At 65.8% G+C, this 14,955-nt stretch carries 14 protein-coding genes; 10 read left to right on the forward strand and 4 right to left on the reverse strand.

What is annotated here, in order from left to right:
* Window positions 1-177: 177 nt before the first annotated feature.
* The 3 genes from IEW15_RS01645 to IEW15_RS01655 are packed head-to-tail and all read left to right on the forward strand — an operon-like array spanning window position 178 to window position 5,203.
* Complete coding sequence (locus IEW15_RS01645) at window positions 178-828, forward strand: PadR family transcriptional regulator (RefSeq protein WP_188574216.1); 651 nt, start codon at window positions 178-180, stop codon at window positions 826-828.
* On the forward strand, window positions 825-2,069 hold the full coding sequence (locus tag IEW15_RS01650) for an efflux RND transporter periplasmic adaptor subunit (RefSeq protein ID WP_188574217.1): 1,245 nt from the start codon (window positions 825-827) through the stop codon (window positions 2,067-2,069). The genes IEW15_RS01645 and IEW15_RS01650 overlap by 4 nt, the downstream gene beginning before the upstream one ends.
* A complete protein-coding gene (locus IEW15_RS01655; protein ID WP_188574218.1) occupies window positions 2,066-5,203 on the forward strand; it encodes an efflux RND transporter permease subunit in 3,138 nt (1,045 codons plus the stop codon). Before IEW15_RS01650 ends, IEW15_RS01655 begins: the two co-directional genes overlap by 4 nt.
* Window positions 5,204-5,236: 33 nt before the next feature.
* Here the strand turns inward: IEW15_RS01655 and IEW15_RS01660 are convergent, their stop codons facing one another.
* From IEW15_RS01660 to IEW15_RS01670, 3 genes are all read right to left on the reverse strand, one after another.
* The gene (locus tag IEW15_RS01660) at window positions 5,237-6,010 is read right to left on the reverse strand and encodes a DeoR/GlpR family DNA-binding transcription regulator (protein ID WP_188574219.1); all 774 of its coding nucleotides are present in this window, start codon (window positions 6,008-6,010) and stop codon (window positions 5,237-5,239) included.
* A gap of 78 nt (window positions 6,011-6,088) precedes the next feature.
* Window positions 6,089-6,985: a hypothetical protein gene (locus tag IEW15_RS01665; protein ID WP_188574220.1), complete on the reverse strand. Its 897-nt coding sequence runs from the start codon at window positions 6,983-6,985 to the stop codon at window positions 6,089-6,091.
* A 174-nt stretch (window positions 6,986-7,159) separates the two neighbouring features.
* The gene (locus tag IEW15_RS01670; protein ID WP_188574221.1) at window positions 7,160-7,810 is read right to left on the reverse strand and encodes a CDP-alcohol phosphatidyltransferase family protein; all 651 of its coding nucleotides are present in this window, start codon (window positions 7,808-7,810) and stop codon (window positions 7,160-7,162) included.
* A gap of 184 nt (window positions 7,811-7,994) precedes the next feature.
* On the opposite strand from IEW15_RS01670, the gene IEW15_RS01675 reads away from it, so the two are divergent.
* The gene (locus IEW15_RS01675) at window positions 7,995-8,657 is read left to right on the forward strand and encodes a hypothetical protein (RefSeq protein ID WP_188574222.1); all 663 of its coding nucleotides are present in this window, start codon (window positions 7,995-7,997) and stop codon (window positions 8,655-8,657) included.
* A gap of 100 nt (window positions 8,658-8,757) precedes the next feature.
* A complete protein-coding gene (locus tag IEW15_RS01680; RefSeq protein ID WP_188574223.1) occupies window positions 8,758-9,309 on the forward strand; it encodes a type 1 glutamine amidotransferase domain-containing protein in 552 nt (183 codons plus the stop codon).
* 33 nt (window positions 9,310-9,342) lie between these two features.
* Here IEW15_RS01680 and IEW15_RS01685 read toward each other — a convergent pair whose 3' ends face one another.
* A complete protein-coding gene (locus IEW15_RS01685) occupies window positions 9,343-10,257 on the reverse strand; it encodes a LysR family transcriptional regulator (RefSeq protein WP_188574225.1) in 915 nt (304 codons plus the stop codon).
* Window positions 10,258-10,523: 266 nt separating this feature from the next.
* On the opposite strand from IEW15_RS01685, the gene IEW15_RS01690 reads away from it, so the two are divergent.
* From IEW15_RS01690 to IEW15_RS01710, 5 genes are all read left to right on the forward strand, one after another.
* The gene (locus IEW15_RS01690; protein ID WP_188574227.1) at window positions 10,524-11,312 is read left to right on the forward strand and encodes a 5-oxoprolinase subunit PxpA; all 789 of its coding nucleotides are present in this window, start codon (window positions 10,524-10,526) and stop codon (window positions 11,310-11,312) included.
* A 93-nt stretch (window positions 11,313-11,405) separates the two neighbouring features.
* Window positions 11,406-11,642 (forward strand): acetyl-CoA carboxylase, encoded by a 237-nt coding sequence (locus IEW15_RS01695; RefSeq protein WP_188574228.1) that lies wholly within the window; start codon window positions 11,406-11,408, stop codon window positions 11,640-11,642.
* 5 nt (window positions 11,643-11,647) lie between these two features.
* Complete coding sequence (locus IEW15_RS01700) at window positions 11,648-13,078, forward strand: acetyl-CoA carboxylase biotin carboxylase subunit (protein ID WP_188574229.1); 1,431 nt, start codon at window positions 11,648-11,650, stop codon at window positions 13,076-13,078.
* A 9-nt stretch (window positions 13,079-13,087) separates the two neighbouring features.
* Complete coding sequence (locus tag IEW15_RS01705; protein ID WP_188574231.1) at window positions 13,088-13,963, forward strand: 5-oxoprolinase subunit B family protein; 876 nt, start codon at window positions 13,088-13,090, stop codon at window positions 13,961-13,963.
* On the forward strand, window positions 13,953-14,924 hold the full coding sequence (locus IEW15_RS01710; RefSeq protein ID WP_188574234.1) for a 5-oxoprolinase subunit C family protein: 972 nt from the start codon (window positions 13,953-13,955) through the stop codon (window positions 14,922-14,924). Before IEW15_RS01705 ends, IEW15_RS01710 begins: the two co-directional genes overlap by 11 nt.
* Window positions 14,925-14,955: the final 31 nt, after the last annotated feature.

A 14,955-nucleotide genomic window follows, 5' to 3' on the forward strand; every position in this document is an offset into this window, starting at 1 on the left:
GCCGGTCGTCCGACGGCCCGGACCTGCCCCGCCCGATTCCACGCCGCGCGTTCATCTGCGCCACCAGATCTGATGTGAAGTCTTGTTAATTGTAAGATAAGTCACACCGCCTGGACCGGCGAGACATGTCAGAGTCCGCTCTGGATATATCGGGTCGATATGTCGGACCGATAGGGGATGGCCGCAAAGGCGGATGGTGGCATGGACGTGCGAACGCTGTGCCTTGGCGTGCTGACGCATGGCGAGGCGACCGGCTATGAGGTGAAGCAGTATTTCGAGAACGCCTTCGCGCATTTCCATGCGGCGGGCTTCGGCTCGATCTATCCGGCGCTTGCCACCCTGGCCGACGAGGGCCTGGTGACCGTGACCGGGGTCGAACGTGACGGTCGCCCCGACAAGAAGGTGTATCGCATCACCGCCGCTGGCGAAGCGGCATTCACCGATGCGCTGGCGACAACCCGGCCGCGACAGAAGGTGCGGTCGGAATTCCTGGTGCTGCTGTTCTTCGCACGGATGATGACCCTGGATCGGGTCGAGGACGTGCTGAAGATGAAAGCCGCCTTCTATCGCCAGATGCTCGATATATTGAACCGGCACGAAGAGGCCGCCTGCGGCCCGATCGGTACCGGCCCCCGCTTCACGCTCGACTTTGGCCGTGCCGTCTATGGCGCGGCGCTGGCCCATGTCGAGCGGGAAGGCCCCGCGCTGCTGGAAGCGCTGGCGCGCGAACGCGAACAGCCCCCCGCCCCCGGGGCAGCTGCCGAAACCGATCCCTCAACCGACGATGGCCCGACCGGGGCCGACTGCCACAGCCGGGACCGATCATGAACCGCTCCATCCTGCTTGCCCTGATCCTTGCCGCCGCCCTTGGCGCCTGGATGTATACCGGCCGCATCGAATACGGCTTCGATGCCGATGCAGCGTCGACCGCCGACGCGACAGCCGCGCCGGAGGCAGGTGGCGATACCGGTGCCGATCCGGCCACATCGCCACCGGCAGAGGCCGGACCGTTCACCGTGCGCACCGCGCGGCTGTCGCAGGCATCGCAGGTGCGTGACCTGGTGGTCAGCGGCCATACCGAGATGCGCAGGGTGGTCGACCTGTCGGCGGAAAGCGCCGGCCGGATCATCGAACTGCCGGTGGCGCAGGGCGTGCGGGTAGAGGCTGGCGACGTGATCGCCCGTCTGGATCGCCGTGATCTGGAGGCCCGCAGCGCCCGCGCCAAGGCATTGGTCGATCAGCGCCGGGCGGAGTTGAAAGCGGCGACGGCGCTCAGCGCCAAGGGCTTTCAGACCGAGCTCCGGCTGGCCGAGGCCCGCGCCCAGTTCGAGGCGGCCCGCGCCGAACGTGCCGAGATCGAGCAGGATCTGGCCGACAGCACGCTTAACGCGCCCTTCGCAGGCTTCATCGATCGCCGCCATGTCGAGATCGGCGCCTATGTATCGCCCGGCAGCCAGATCGCCCGCCTGCTGGCGCCCGAGCCCTATCTGATCGTGGCCGAGATCGCCGAGCGCGACATCGGCTCGCTCACCCGCGGCCAGACCGCGCGCGCGCGGCTGGCCGACGGCACCGAGGTTTCGGGCACACTCGCCCATATCAGCCGCCAGGCCGATCCCCAGACCCGGACCTTCCGCATCGAGATCGAGGTCGGCAATCCCGACGGCACCCTGCCCGGGGGCGTCACGGCCGAACTGGCGATACCGCTGGACAAGCGACCGGCTGTCCTGCTGACCCCTGCCCTGCTGTCGCTGGACGCTCGCGGCCGGGTGGGCGTGAAGGTCGTGGATGGCGACGATCGCGTGGCATTCGACGTGGTGTCGATTCTGTCGGCCAGCGACGAGGGGGTCTGGGTGACCGGGCTTGACGAGGATGCGCGCGTGATCGTGGTCGGCCAGGGATATGTCGCGACCGGCGAGCGTGTGGCACCGGTGGAGGTGACGCCGGCCGAACTGCGCGGCCTGGTGCCGCTGCCCAGGGAGATCGAGGACGCGCTCGACGCCATGGAGATGTCGCGGGCAATCCCGGCGGCCGGCATGGACGCGCGGTCGGATGCGGAGGACCGCTCGTGAGGGCGCTGATCAACGCCTGCCTCGCCCGCACCCGCACGGTGATGAGCCTGCTGGTGCTGCTGCTGATTTCCGGCGCGGTGGCCTATAACGACATCCCGAAGGAAAGCGACCCGGATGTCGCGATCCCGATCCTGTACATCACCATGAAGCATGACGGCATTTCGCCGGAAGATGCCGAACGGCTGCTGGTGCGGCCGATGGAACAGGAATTGCGGTCGATCGAGGGCCTGAAGGAGATGCGGGCGACGGCCGAGGAAGGCTTCGCCACCGTCGTTCTGGAATTCGAGGCCGGATTCGACGTCGAAAAAGCCAAGCGCGATGTCCGTGAGCAGATGGATATCGCCAAGGTCGAACTGCCCGGCGAGACCGAGGAACCCGAACTGAACGAGGTCAATGTCGCGCTGTTCCCGATTCTGGTCGTCACCCTGTCGGGCGATGTCGATGAACGGCTGCTGATCCGGCTGGGGCGCGATCTGAAGGACAAGATCGCGGCTCTTCCTGGCGTGCTGGAGGTCGATGTCGCCGGCGATCGCGAGGATCTGGCCGAGATCGTGGTCGATCCGCGGGCGCTCGACAGCTATGGCATCTCGCAGGACGAACTGGTGCAACTGGTCGGCCGCAACAATCAGTTGGTGCCGGCCGGCGCACTCGACAGCGATGCCGGCCGCGTGTCGATCAAGGTGCCCGGTCTGATCCAATCGGTCGACGACATCCTCGACATGCCGGTGAAGGCGGTGGACGGGCGGGTGGTCACCTTCCGCGACATCGCGGTCGGCCAGCGCGGCTTCAAGGATCCGGCATCCATTGCCCGCGTCGACGGCCGGCCGGCGATCGCGCTGGAGGTCACCAAACGCATCGGCGTGAACATCATCGACACGATCGACGAGGTCCGGGCACTGGCCGAGGCCGAAAGCGCGCTGTATCCCGACGGCGTGGAGGTTTCGTACAGCCAGGACAAATCCGAGCAGATCAAGATCATGCTGTCGGATCTGTCGAGCAATGTCGCGAGCGCCATCATTCTGGTGATGATCGTGGTGCTGGCCGCCCTCGGCCTGCGCTCGGCAATCCTGGTCGGCATCGCCATTCCGGGATCGTTCCTCACCGGCATGCTGGTGCTGTCGTCGATGGGGTTGACCGTCAACATCGTCGTCCTGTTCGCCCTGATCCTGGCCGTGGGCATGCTGGTGGATGGCGCGATCGTGGTGACCGAATATGCCGACCGGCGGATGCTGGAAGGTGCGCATCGGGTCACTGCCTATCGCGAAGCCTCGAACCGCATGGCCTGGCCGATCATCTCGTCGACCGCAACCACGCTCGCGGCCTTCCTGCCACTGCTGTTCTGGCCGGGCATCGTCGGCGAATTCATGAAATATCTGCCGATCACCCTGATCGTCACGCTCACCGCCTCGCTCGCCATGGCGCTGGTGTTCGTGCCGGTGACCGGCAGCATCATCGGCAAGCCCACCGCCGGCAGCAGCCGGGTCGCCGAGATGATGCAGGCGGCCGAGGAAGGCGATATCCGCTCGGTCGGCGGCATGGCCGGGCTGTATGTCCGCACTCTGGACAAGGCGGTGCGCTATCCGTGGGTCGTGATCGCGATCGCGATCACGACTGCGGTTCTGGTGTTCACGGCCTATGGCACCTTCGGCCGCGGTATCGAATTCTTCCCCAAGGTCGAGCCCGACAACGCCCAGGTCCAGATCCGGGCGCGCGGCAATATGTCGATCCAGGAAAAGGACGCCCTGGTCCGCGAGGTGGAAGCCGAGGTTCTGGAACTGGACGGGTTCAAGACCGTCTATACCCGCACCGGCACGATCCGTGGCGAGGATTTCCCTGCCGATACCATCGGCATCATCACCCTGGAATTCGCCGACTGGCGGACCCGCCCACATGCCAGCGAGATCCTGCAGACCATCCGCGAGCGCACCGCCGAACATCCGGGGCTGGTGGTCGAGGCCCGCGAAGAGGAATCAGGGCCCCCGGTCGGCAAGGTGATCCAGATCGAGCTGTCCAGCCGCACGCCCGAAGCCCTGCCCGATGCGGTCGAGCATGTTCTGAAGGGGTTGAACGCCGTCGGTGGCTTGATCGACATCGCCGACAGCCGGCCGGTGCCGGGTATCGAATGGGAGATGGTGGTCGACCGTGCCCAGGCGAGCCGGTTCGGCGCCGATGTCATGGGCGTGGGCAATGCCGTGCGCTTCGTGACCCAGGGCGTGAATGTCGGCACCTACCGCCCCGACGATACCGATGACGAGGTCGAGATCCGGGTGCGCTTCCCCGAGGTCGACCGCACCGGCGACCGGCTGGACCAGTTGCGGGTACAGACCGCCATGGGCCAGACGCCGATCAGTAATTTCGTCATCCGCCGCGCCGCGCCCACCCAGGGCACCATCGAACGGGTGGATGCCCGCCGGGTGCTGACGGTGGATGCCGACGTGCCGGATGGCGTCCTGCCCGACAACAAGATGCGCAAGATCCGTGCCTGGATCGCCGCCAACCCGCTCGATCCGCAGGTGGAGATCGCCTATAAGGGCGAGGATGAGGAACAGCGCGCCGCGCAGGAATTCCTCAGCCGCGCCTTCGGCATCGCGTTGTTCCTGATCGCGATCATCCTGGTCACGCAGTTCAACAGCTTCTACCAGACCGCACTGGTGCTCTCGGCGGTGGTGTTCTCGTCGCTGGGCGTGCTGATCGGCATGATGGCGACGGCGCAGCCCTTTGGCATCGTGATGGCCGGCATCGGGCTGATTGCGCTGGCCGGCATCGTGGTCAACAACAATATCGTGCTGATCGATACCTATAACGAGATCCGCGCGCGTGGCGTGGGTGCTGTGGAAGCGGCGCTGCGCACCGGCGCTCAGCGCCTGCGGCCGGTGATACTGACCACCGTCACCACCATGCTGGGGCTGGTGCCGATGATGCTGTCGGTCAATGTCGACATTCCCAACCGGGTGATCGCGGTCGGCGCGCCATCCACCCAGTGGTGGACGCAGTTGTCGACCGCCATCGTCTATGGCCTGGGCTTCGCCACCCTGCTGACCCTGATCCTGACCCCATCCATGCTGGTGCTGGGCGACCGGGTCGGCGCCTGGGCGCGGCGGATCATCCGGCGCGAGCCGCGGCCCGCCGCATGATCCGCAAGCAGCCGGGCGATCCGTCCGGCTGCCTCATCCGATGATGACCTCGCCGACCAACTGGCGGAGCCGGTCGAGTTCGGCCAGATCGCGCGCGCCCATGTCGGTGACCAGCAGATCGATCCGATGGGGGCTGCAATAGCTGACCCGGCTGCGCTGGCCGATCTTGGCGTGATCGGCCAGGATCACCACCCGATCGGCCCGATCGGTCATCGCGCGCGCGATCTCGGCCTCGTCATGATCGAAACTCGTGGCGCCATCCGTGCTGTCGATGCCGACCGGCGACAGCATGGCCATGTCGACCCGATAGCGCGCGATAGCGGCGATGGCCGCGGCCCCCAGCGTGGCCGCGGCGCCGGGGGCGACCTGGCCGCCGATCTGGAACACGCGATGGCCGCGATCCTCGCGCCCCGTGGCCATGATGCGCGTGGCGACGTCGAAGGAATTGGTGATGATGGTCAGGCCGTTGAGGGTGGCCAGTTCAGCGGCCAATGCCGATACCGTGGTGCCGGCATCGATGAACAGGGTCTGACCGGCGCGCACGATCGATGCGGCCGCGCGGGCGATGCTCCGCTTCTGCGCCTGACGGATCAGCACCCGTTCGCCCAGCGACGGTTCGGCGGGCGGTTCGATCGAGACCACGCCGCCATGCACCCGGCGCAGCGCGCCCCGGGCATCGAGTTCCAGAACATCGCGGCGCACCGTCTCACGCGACACCGCCAGATCCGCCGCGATCCTGTCGGTCGACATCCGGCCGAAGGTTGCGAGCATGGCCAGGATGCGCTGATGGCGTTCGTCCTGAAGCATGATGTTCCGGTCTTCCAGCGATCGACTTTAAGAAGGGGGACGGCCCGTCCGCGGACCGGCCCCATGACGTGCCAATAGTTACCGCACCGCCGGCATGGTCTGGCCGGTCGCCACGTTCAGCACGCTGCCATCTTCCAGGCTGATGCGATAGATCTCGCGGGTGACATTGCCGGCAAAGCCCAGTTCCACGATCGATACCGTGGTGAAGCGGGTGTCGATCGGCGCGGGGATGATCTGGTTGAAGGCGCTGGCGGTCTTGTCCATGGCCGCCTGCACATCGGGCGTGAACCGGGCCATGCTGTAGACCAGGGTGGTATGCGGATTGTGCGACCGGACTTCCGTGCCGTCCTTCATGACATTGACGCCACTGACGCCCACCGTTTTGACCAATTCCTTGCCGGCGTCGCTCATCGCCGCATAGACCGGGCCGGTGACACGCGGCAGGGGGCCGTCGCGCAAGGGAGTCAACGCTGCGGTGGCCGTGGTATCGAAGGCCATCATCGCCTCGTAGCCAGCCCCCTCCTTCACCACGCCCAGATCCAGCCACCAGGGCTGACCGGCACCCTTGGCCGCCTCGGTGGTGTAGAACCGGGTCAGGGACACATCCAGCACCGGCGGCAGATCGGGCAGCGCCGCCAGCATGCGATCCGGCGTCGTCGGATCGGCATTGTGGACATGGACCACGGTCACATGCGGAATGTTGGGCGTCACCGCCTCGGCAATCAGCCCTTCAGTCAGCAGCGCCTGTTTCAGCGGACCGGCAATGGTGCGGGCAAGCTGCTCATTCACCGCCGCCGGCAGCGTGTAGACCAGCCCGAAGGTCCGCTCATGGGCGCGGAAGCCCGTCTCCGACAAGGCGCTATTGTCGATCTGGTCGGCGGCAACCGCGGCGGCCGGGGCCATGAACAGGCTGCCGCCGATCAGCATGGCGGCAGCGATGGTGGCGGTGGCACCACCTGCGAGGCGCTTGAACATCTGTCCGATCCTTCATGCCCGTCTGGGGATATCCAGGTCATGCGGCACTGCCGGGTGTGCAGGTCGCTGCCGGATCATGGGGACCAGCCTTTGCGGAAATATGGCGGCATTATGTATTTTTGTGTTTTTTTGTATTGTTGTGGATATTAACCCGCAAACGGCGCGCGACAGCCCTCATCGGAACTGCCGCATCGCCGCGGCGAAGCGGGTTGCGGTGGTCAGCAGGCACAGGCTGCCGAAGATCCATGCCGCCCATGGAAACAGGCCCGGCCACAGGCAGATCACGATGAACAGGGCGATGGTCTCGGTGCCCTCGGTCAGCCCGCCCAGATAGTGGATCGCCTTCAGGCCGGTGTGCGGCGCCGGTGGCAGGCGGCGCCGGGCCGCGATGGCGGCGAAGGCGAGAAAGCTGGATCCGGTACCGACGAAGCCGACGATCAGAAAGGCCGCCGGCAGAGCATTGGCGGCCGGGTCGGCCAGCGCGAAGCCGAAGGGCACGGCCGCGTAGAACAGAAAGTCACAAGCGATGTCCAGAAACCCGCCGCGATCGGTGCCGGCAGCCGGGCCAACGGCCGTCGCCGGCGGACCGGCGCGTGCCAGGGCGGCACGTGCCACAGCACCATCGAGCCCATCTGCAATCCGGTTAACCAGAATGCAACCAAGTGCGATCCAGAATGCGTGCAACGCCAGCGCCGGCACGGCGCCGAGCCCGATCCCGAACCCCGTCAGGGTCAGGGCATCGGCGGTGATGCCGGCGCTGGCCAGTCTGTGGCCGATCCGGTTCAGGGCCGGGTCGATCCGGCGGCGGATGATGATGTCGAACATGGACCCGATGATGCGCGCGGCGGATGCCCTGTCACAAGTCACGAGCCCGTGTTCCGGCGGCTCTTTATCCGGCGGCCTTGCCCGATCGCCATACCTGACATTCCGTGGCGTTCGTGCCTATAGTCTTAATGAAGAGCCGGCGGGTCCAGTGGGACCGGGGCCGCAAGCCATGGATTGATCGACAATGACCGACCGTGCAGGCCATGAAGGCGCAGACATGACCGCAAGCGGCCAGACGGGGGGCGCGCGCAGCGGCATCAGCCCCTATCAGGGGGAGACGGCTGCACAGCGCCGTGAACGGATGATCCGGTTCATCTCGTCGCAGCCGCTGCCGATCATGCCGATGAGCGTGAGCATCGGGTCGGACGGCGAGTTCAAGCGCAATGACAGCCTCCAGCCGCTGCGCTTCACCTTCCGCTGGCGCAACATCGCCTATACCGGCACCTTGCGCAATGCGCCGGAAGGCGTGTTCCTCAGCCTGATCGCCGATCTGGGGGTGCTGCCCTATTCCGCCGAGGCGCCAGAACGCCGGCAGCGCTATCTGTCGCTGGTGGGCCGCAAATCCTGGTCGGGCCGCACCGGCATCGGCGTCGAGGTGACAAATCGTCAACATATCGTGGTGGTTAACCAGGAACAGCTGATGTCACCTCCCTATACTGCCAATGCGATCGTGGGCGAGGTGGCCCGCCTTGCATTGACCGCGGCACCGGTGGTGAACTGGCTGCACGCCGAAATCGCCCCCGACAAGGCCGAACCGGATGCCTCCGCCCCCGGCCGCAGTGCCGGACCACGCCCGCGCAGCACCCGCGCCTTCACCGCCGACCGGCGCCCGACCGACCGGCCATAACGACCGAGCGGCCATAATGACCGAGAGGACATAGCGGTCGCGGAACCCGCCGAGCCCCGGCGGGTTGGTCTCGCCCCACCCCCATAACGGGAGACGAGACATGACCGCGATCGATCAGGCCCGGGTTCTGATTCTGGCCACCGATGGATATGAGCGCGCCGAACTGGTTCAACCGCGCGACGACCTGCGCCGCCGCGGTGCCGAGGTGCGGGTCGCCGCCCCCAGATCCGGCCGCATCCGCAGTTGGGACAAGACCGACTGGGGAGATGAGGCCGATGTCGACCTGACGGTCGCCGATGTCGCGATCGACGACTTCGATGCCCTGATCCTGCCCGGCGGCCAGATCAACCCCGACACGCTGCGTCAGGACCGGGATGCGGTGAAACTGGTGGCGGATTTCGTCGCCAGCGGCAAACCGGTGGCGGCCATCTGCCACGGCCCGTGGATGCTTGTCGAGGCCGATGTCCTGCGCGGCAGGACCGTGACCTCCTATCCCTCCATCGCCACCGACGTCAAGAATGCCGGCGCCACCTGGATCGACGAAGAGGTCGTGACCGATCAGGGCATCGTCACCTCGCGTAATCCGGGCGACCTGCCGGCCTTCATCGACAAGCTGGTCGAGGAGATCGGCGAAGGCCGCCATGCCCGTTGAGTGCATCCCGTTGCGCCGACGCGGCTGGCGGCGTCAACGCGGCAGCATGCTTTGCGGGGTTTGATAGACCTCGGCGAAATAGCCGCGGAACAGCTTCATCGCCGGCGTCAGGTCCACTCCCTGGCGCCAGGCGAGGCCGACATTCATCGGCGGCACCTCTTCCGCCATCACCACGGTTTCGATGCGTTTGCCCTCCAACGACCACGGCCGATAGACCATGTCGGACAGGATCGAGATGCCCTGGCCATTGGCGACGGTCGAGCGCACGGCCTCGATCGACGAGGTACGCAGCCGGATATTCGGCTGGAGAGACGAGCGGTTCCAGTATTTCAGGGCCGAATGTGCCGCTTCGTCCACTGTCAGCATGATATAAGGCTCGGCTGCGATATCGGCGAACCGGACCCGGCCGCCGCCGAGCAGTGGGTGGCCGGCGGGTAGCCACAGCCGCCGCTGGCTCGACATCAGGGTCTCGGTGACCAGTTCCGGATTGTTGACGTTCGACGTCAGCACCACCGCCATATCGAAGCGGTTGGTCACCAGCCCATCCTCGATCATCTCACGGCTGAGTTCATACAATTGAATGCGCAGATTGGGATAGCGACGCTCCAGTCGCTCAAGGTGCTGCGGCAGGAAATAGCCCAGCACGGTATAGCTGGCGGCCACCGACAGCGTCCCTGACAACTCGTCATCCGTCGTGCCGGGGTGCAGCGCTTCCTCGATACTGGCCAGAATCCGATAGCCGGCGGCCAGAAAGCGCCGCCCGGCATCGGTCAGTTCCATGCCATGGGCGGTGCGGTCGAACAGCCGGGTGCCGGTTTCCGCTTCCAGTTCCTTGATCGCCGAGGTGATGGCCGATTGCGAAATCGACAATTCCTTGGCGGCTCGCGATACCTGCCCCAGCGTGGCGGTGGCAACGAAGTACTTCACGTGACGGAAGTTCAGCGACATCGGCCGGTGGCCTTCTGATTTTTCGATAGAGATGGGGCATGTTTTCCAATGAAATGGATAATCCGCCCTGTCATGATCCGATCATAAGATGATGAGCGAAGGATTTGGAAGGCTGAAGCGCAGACAGTAATTTCTGATTTTTCGATAATATATCCTCAGAAAATAGAAATTGCGAAGATGACAGACTCTCCCGCACGATATGTGAAGAAACCGGCGCTCACGACCGCATGCCATCGCGGCGGTTCGCCAGAACGGGAGAGAGACGCTTGGCAAACAGACTGGTCGATCTCAATTGTGATCTGGGTGAAAGCTTCGGCCACTGGACCATCAGCGAAGCATCGGACGACGTCCTGCTCGACCTGATCAGTTCGGCCAATGTCGCCACCGGGTTTCATGCCGGCGATCCCAATCTGATGGACAGGGTGGTCCGTCTGGCCGCCGAACGGGGCGTGGCGCTGGGTGCCCATCCGGGCTTCCGCGACCTTCAGGGCTTCGGCCGCCGGGTGATCCAGGCCAAGCCCGACGAACTGGTCAACGACATCCTGTATCAACTGGGCGCGCTGCGCGAATTCGCCCGCCGTCACGGCGTGCGGTTACAGCATGTGAAACCCCATGGCGCGCTGTACATGGAGGTCGCCCGTGACGAAACCCTGTCACAGCTTCTGGTCGAGGCGTTGCTGAAGTCGAGCCCAGAGACCTATCTCTACTGCATGGGCGCATCGGTCACCTATGACATCGCCCGCCATGCCGGCCTCCCGGTGATCCGCGAATTCTATGCCGATCGTGATTACGACCGGTCGGGCTCGATCGTCTTTGCCCGCCGCATGCGCGCGCTGGCCCCCGATGAGGTCGCGCGCAAATGCGTCCGTGCCTGCCTGGAAGGCAAGGTTCGCACCGTCGATGGCGACGATATCGAGATCGCCTTTGACTCGATCTGCTTCCATTCCGACACGCCCGGCGCGCTGAAGATCGGCACCACCCTGCGCGCCGCGCTGATCGATGCCGGCATCCGCATTGCAAACGCCGCCGAAGTGTCCGCCGTCCCCGCGGCCTGATCGCACCAGCCCGCTGCCGCCTGCTCCGCTCCCCCGCGCCGACATCGAGTCACCGCCCCTGCCGACCTGACCCTCTCCAGAAGGACTATATCGATGGCCGAAATCCGCTCACCGCTTCCCGGTACGTTCTATCGCCGGCCCGCGCCGGACCAGCCGCCCTTCAAGTCCGACGGTGACACGGTGACACCCGGCGAGGTGATCGGTCTGATTGAGGTGATGAAGTCGTTCATCGAGGTGAAGTCCGAGATCGGCGGCACCATCACCCGCTTTCTGGCCGAAAACGAAACCCCGGTGATGGCAGGCGCCGTCCTGGCCGACGTCGAAGGCTGAGGCCGATGGCGATCAAGCGGCTCTTCATCGCCAATCGCGGCGAGATCGCGGTCCGGATCGTGCGCGCCGCCAGTGCGCTGGGCATCGAGACGGTCCAGGCCCATTCCGAGGCCGATGCCGACATGCTGGCGGTGCGGCTGGCCGATCGGGCGGCGTGCATCGGGCCGGCACCGGCCAAGGCCTCTTACCTGAATGCCGCGGCCATCATTGCCGCTGCCCGGGAAACCGGCTGCGACGCCATCCATCCGGGCTATGGCTTCCTCGCCGAGAATGCCGCCTTCGCCGAGGCGGTCGACGCCGCCGGCCTCGTCTTCGTAGGCCCCACGGCCGCAACCATCCGGATGATGGGCGACAAGGCCGCCGCCCGGGCGGCAGCCATTGCCGCCGGCGTGCCGGTCGTCCCGGGATCGGATGGCCGGCTTGCCGACACCGACGCCGCATTGGCCGCCGCCGAGGTGGTCGGCTATCCGGTGATGATCAAGGCTGCAGCCGGCGGTGGCGGGCGTGGTATCCGCATTGCCAATGATCCGGCCGAATTGCGCAAGCTGGCCCCGCAGGCGGCATCCGAAGCCGAGGCCGCCTTCGGCGACGGCGGGCTGTATCTGGAACGGGTGATCATCAACGCCCGCCATATCGAGGTTCAGATCCTGGGCGATGGCAGCCGCGCGGTGCATTGCTTCGAGCGCGAATGCTCGCTGCAGCGCCGCCGCCAGAAAGTGTGGGAGGAAGCGCCCGCCGCCTGCCTGGACGACGCCACCCGCGCGACACTGTGCGCCTCGGCCGTCGCCCTGGCCGAAAACGTCGGCTATCGCGGCGCCGGTACGCTGGAATATCTCTATGACGAGCCGTCCGGCCAGTTCTTCTTCATCGAGATGAACACCCGCATCCAGGTGGAGCATCCGGTGACCGAAATGGTAACCGGTATCGATCTGGTCGCGGAAATGATCCGCATCGCCGGCGGCGAACCGCTGAGCCTGGTCCAGGACGACATCCGGATCAGCGGTCATGCGATCGAGGTGCGGATCAATGCCGAGGATCCGGCGAATAATTTCATGCCCTTCCCCGGCGTGGTCGGCCGGATGGAGATACCGGAGGCCCCCCATATCCGGTTCGACGGCATGATCTATGAAGGCTATCAGATCCCGCCCTTCTACGACTCGCTGCTGGCCAAGCTGATCGTGGGCGGGTCCGACCGGCTTCAGGCGATCGATAACCTGGCGGCAGCACTCGACGCGCTGGTGATCGAGGGGCTGAAGACCACCATCCCGCTGCACAAGGCGCTGGCCGCCGATCCTGTGATACGCGATGGCCAGGCCCATACCCGGTTCCTCGAAGCCTGGCTGGCCGACGGCAAGCTTGCCGCCCATTCCGCCATTGCCCAAACGCCCGCCACGGCCCAGCCGCCCGCCGCCGCCCACTCGCCCGCCGCCAGCTAGGAGGACCGGATGAAGACGCGCTATTCCTTCGGAGGTGACGAGCACATTTTCGTCGAAATGGACGAGGAAATGTCGCTCGACGCCTTCTTCAAGGCCCTCACCATGAGCAAGGCGGTCCGTGCCGCCGACATCGACGGTGTCACCGAGGTCTGCCCCGCCAATGCGAGCTTCCAGGTGAAGTTCGATCCCGACCGGATCAGCCCGGAGGAGATGCTGGCGCGGCTGAAGGCGTTTGAGGACGAAGCCGGGACCGCGACCAAACGGCTCGACACCAGGATCATCGAGATCCCGGTCTATTATCAGGATCCCTGGACCCACGAGACCCTGATGCGCTTCCGCGAGCGCCATCAGGATCCAAGCGGCACCGATCTGGATTATGCCGCCCGCATCAACGGTTTCGACAGCGCCGCCGAGTTCATCACCGCCCATCATTCGGCGCCCTGGTTCGTGTCGATGGTCGGTTTCGTCGCCGGGCTGCCCTTCCTGTACCAGCTGGTCGACCGCGACCGGCAGTTGCAGGTGCCGAAATATCTGCGGCCGCGCACCGATACCCCCAAGCACACGGTCGGCTATGGCGGCTGCTTCTCGTGCATCTATTCGGTGCGGGGTGCCGGCGGCTATCAGATGTTCGGCATCACCCCGATGCCGATCTACGACCCGGAACAGTCGGTGTCGTATCTGAAGGACTTCATGGTGTTCTTCCGCCCCGGCGACATCGTGAAGTGGAAACCGATCGACCGGGCCGAATTCGACCGGATCACCGCCGAGGTCGCGGCCAACCGCTACAGCCCCCGCATCCGCGAGGTCTCGTTCGATCTCGACGATTTCAAAGCGGATATCGACGGCACCAATGCGCGGCTGATGGAGGCTCTCCATGGCGATTAAGGTTCTCAACCCCGGCCTTGCCACCACCGTGCAGGACCAGGGCCGCCCCGGCTATTTCCATCTGGGGATTCCGGTATCGGGGGCGATGGACAGCTATGCGCTGACCGCCGCCAACCTGCTGGTCGGCAATCCGGCGACCGCCGCCGGGCTGGAGGCGGTGTTCCTGGGGCCGCAACTGGAATTCCAGCGCGACGCGACTGTTGCGATCACCGGCGCCGATCTGCCGCCGAAACTGGATGGCGAGCCCCGCCCCGGCTGGACCGCCTTCAAGGTGCGGGCCGGTCAGGTGCTGTCCTTCGACTATCTGAAATCCGGTGCCCGCGCCTATATCGCGGTCTCGGGCGGCATCGATACACCCCTGGCCCTGGGCAGCCGGTCGACCTATGCCCTCGGTGCTCTGGGCGGCATGCATGGCCGCGCGATCGCCGCCGGCGACCTGCTGCCGATGGGTGATGGCCCCGGTGCCGATGACGGCCGCAGCGTGGCGCCCACCCTGCGCCGCATGCCCGGCAATCCGGCCGAACTCCGCGTGCTGCCGGGCCTGTACTGGCGCCTGATCACCGAACAGGCCGGCCGCAACTTCTTCGACGACGAATGGAAGGTGGCACCTGAAGCCGACCGCATCGGCTATCGCTTCCGCGGTGGCCGGCCGTTCAGTTTCGAGCCGCGCGAACAGCCCTTCGGCGCCGGCTCCGACCCGTCGAACATCGTCGATGGCTGCTATCAATATGGCTCGATTCAGGTGCCGGGCGGGTCCGAACCCATCGTGCTGCACCGCGATGCCGTCTCGGGCGGCGGCTATTTCACCCTGGGCGCGGTGATCTCGGCCGATATGGATCTGGTCGGGCAGTTGCAGCCGCACACCCCCACCCGCTTCGTGAAGGTCGACATGCAGGCGGCGCTTGCCGCCCGCAAGGAGCGGGCGGCGCAGATCGCCCGGCTCCACGACGCCCTGAGTTGACCCCCGCCCTGAGCTGACCAACGGCCTGAGT

Origin of the sequence: Tistrella bauzanensis, assembly GCF_014636235.1 — a bacterium.
Classification (GTDB): Bacteria; Pseudomonadota; Alphaproteobacteria; order Tistrellales; family Tistrellaceae; genus Tistrella; species Tistrella bauzanensis.

Coding starts and splice junctions, on each gene's coding strand:
- IEW15_RS01645 (WP_188574216.1), top strand. CDS start 178: ATGGCCGCAAAGGCGGATGGTGGCATGGACGTGCGAACGCTGTGCCTT.
- IEW15_RS01650 (WP_188574217.1), top strand. CDS start 825: ATGAACCGCTCCATCCTGCTTGCCCTGATCCTTGCCGCCGCCCTTGGC.
- IEW15_RS01660 (WP_188574219.1), bottom strand. CDS start 6,010: ATGCTTCAGGACGAACGCCATCAGCGCATCCTGGCCATGCTCGCAACC.
- IEW15_RS01665 (WP_188574220.1), bottom strand. CDS start 6,985: ATGTTCAAGCGCCTCGCAGGTGGTGCCACCGCCACCATCGCTGCCGCC.
- IEW15_RS01670 (WP_188574221.1), bottom strand. CDS start 7,810: ATGTTCGACATCATCATCCGCCGCCGGATCGACCCGGCCCTGAACCGG.
- IEW15_RS01675 (WP_188574222.1), top strand. CDS start 7,995: ATGACCGACCGTGCAGGCCATGAAGGCGCAGACATGACCGCAAGCGGC.
- IEW15_RS01680 (WP_188574223.1), top strand. CDS start 8,758: ATGACCGCGATCGATCAGGCCCGGGTTCTGATTCTGGCCACCGATGGA.
- IEW15_RS01685 (WP_188574225.1), bottom strand. CDS start 10,257: ATGTCGCTGAACTTCCGTCACGTGAAGTACTTCGTTGCCACCGCCACG.
- IEW15_RS01695 (WP_188574228.1), top strand. CDS start 11,406: ATGGCCGAAATCCGCTCACCGCTTCCCGGTACGTTCTATCGCCGGCCC.
- IEW15_RS01700 (WP_188574229.1), top strand. CDS start 11,648: ATGGCGATCAAGCGGCTCTTCATCGCCAATCGCGGCGAGATCGCGGTC.
- IEW15_RS01705 (WP_188574231.1), top strand. CDS start 13,088: ATGAAGACGCGCTATTCCTTCGGAGGTGACGAGCACATTTTCGTCGAA.
- IEW15_RS01710 (WP_188574234.1), top strand. CDS start 13,953: ATGGCGATTAAGGTTCTCAACCCCGGCCTTGCCACCACCGTGCAGGAC.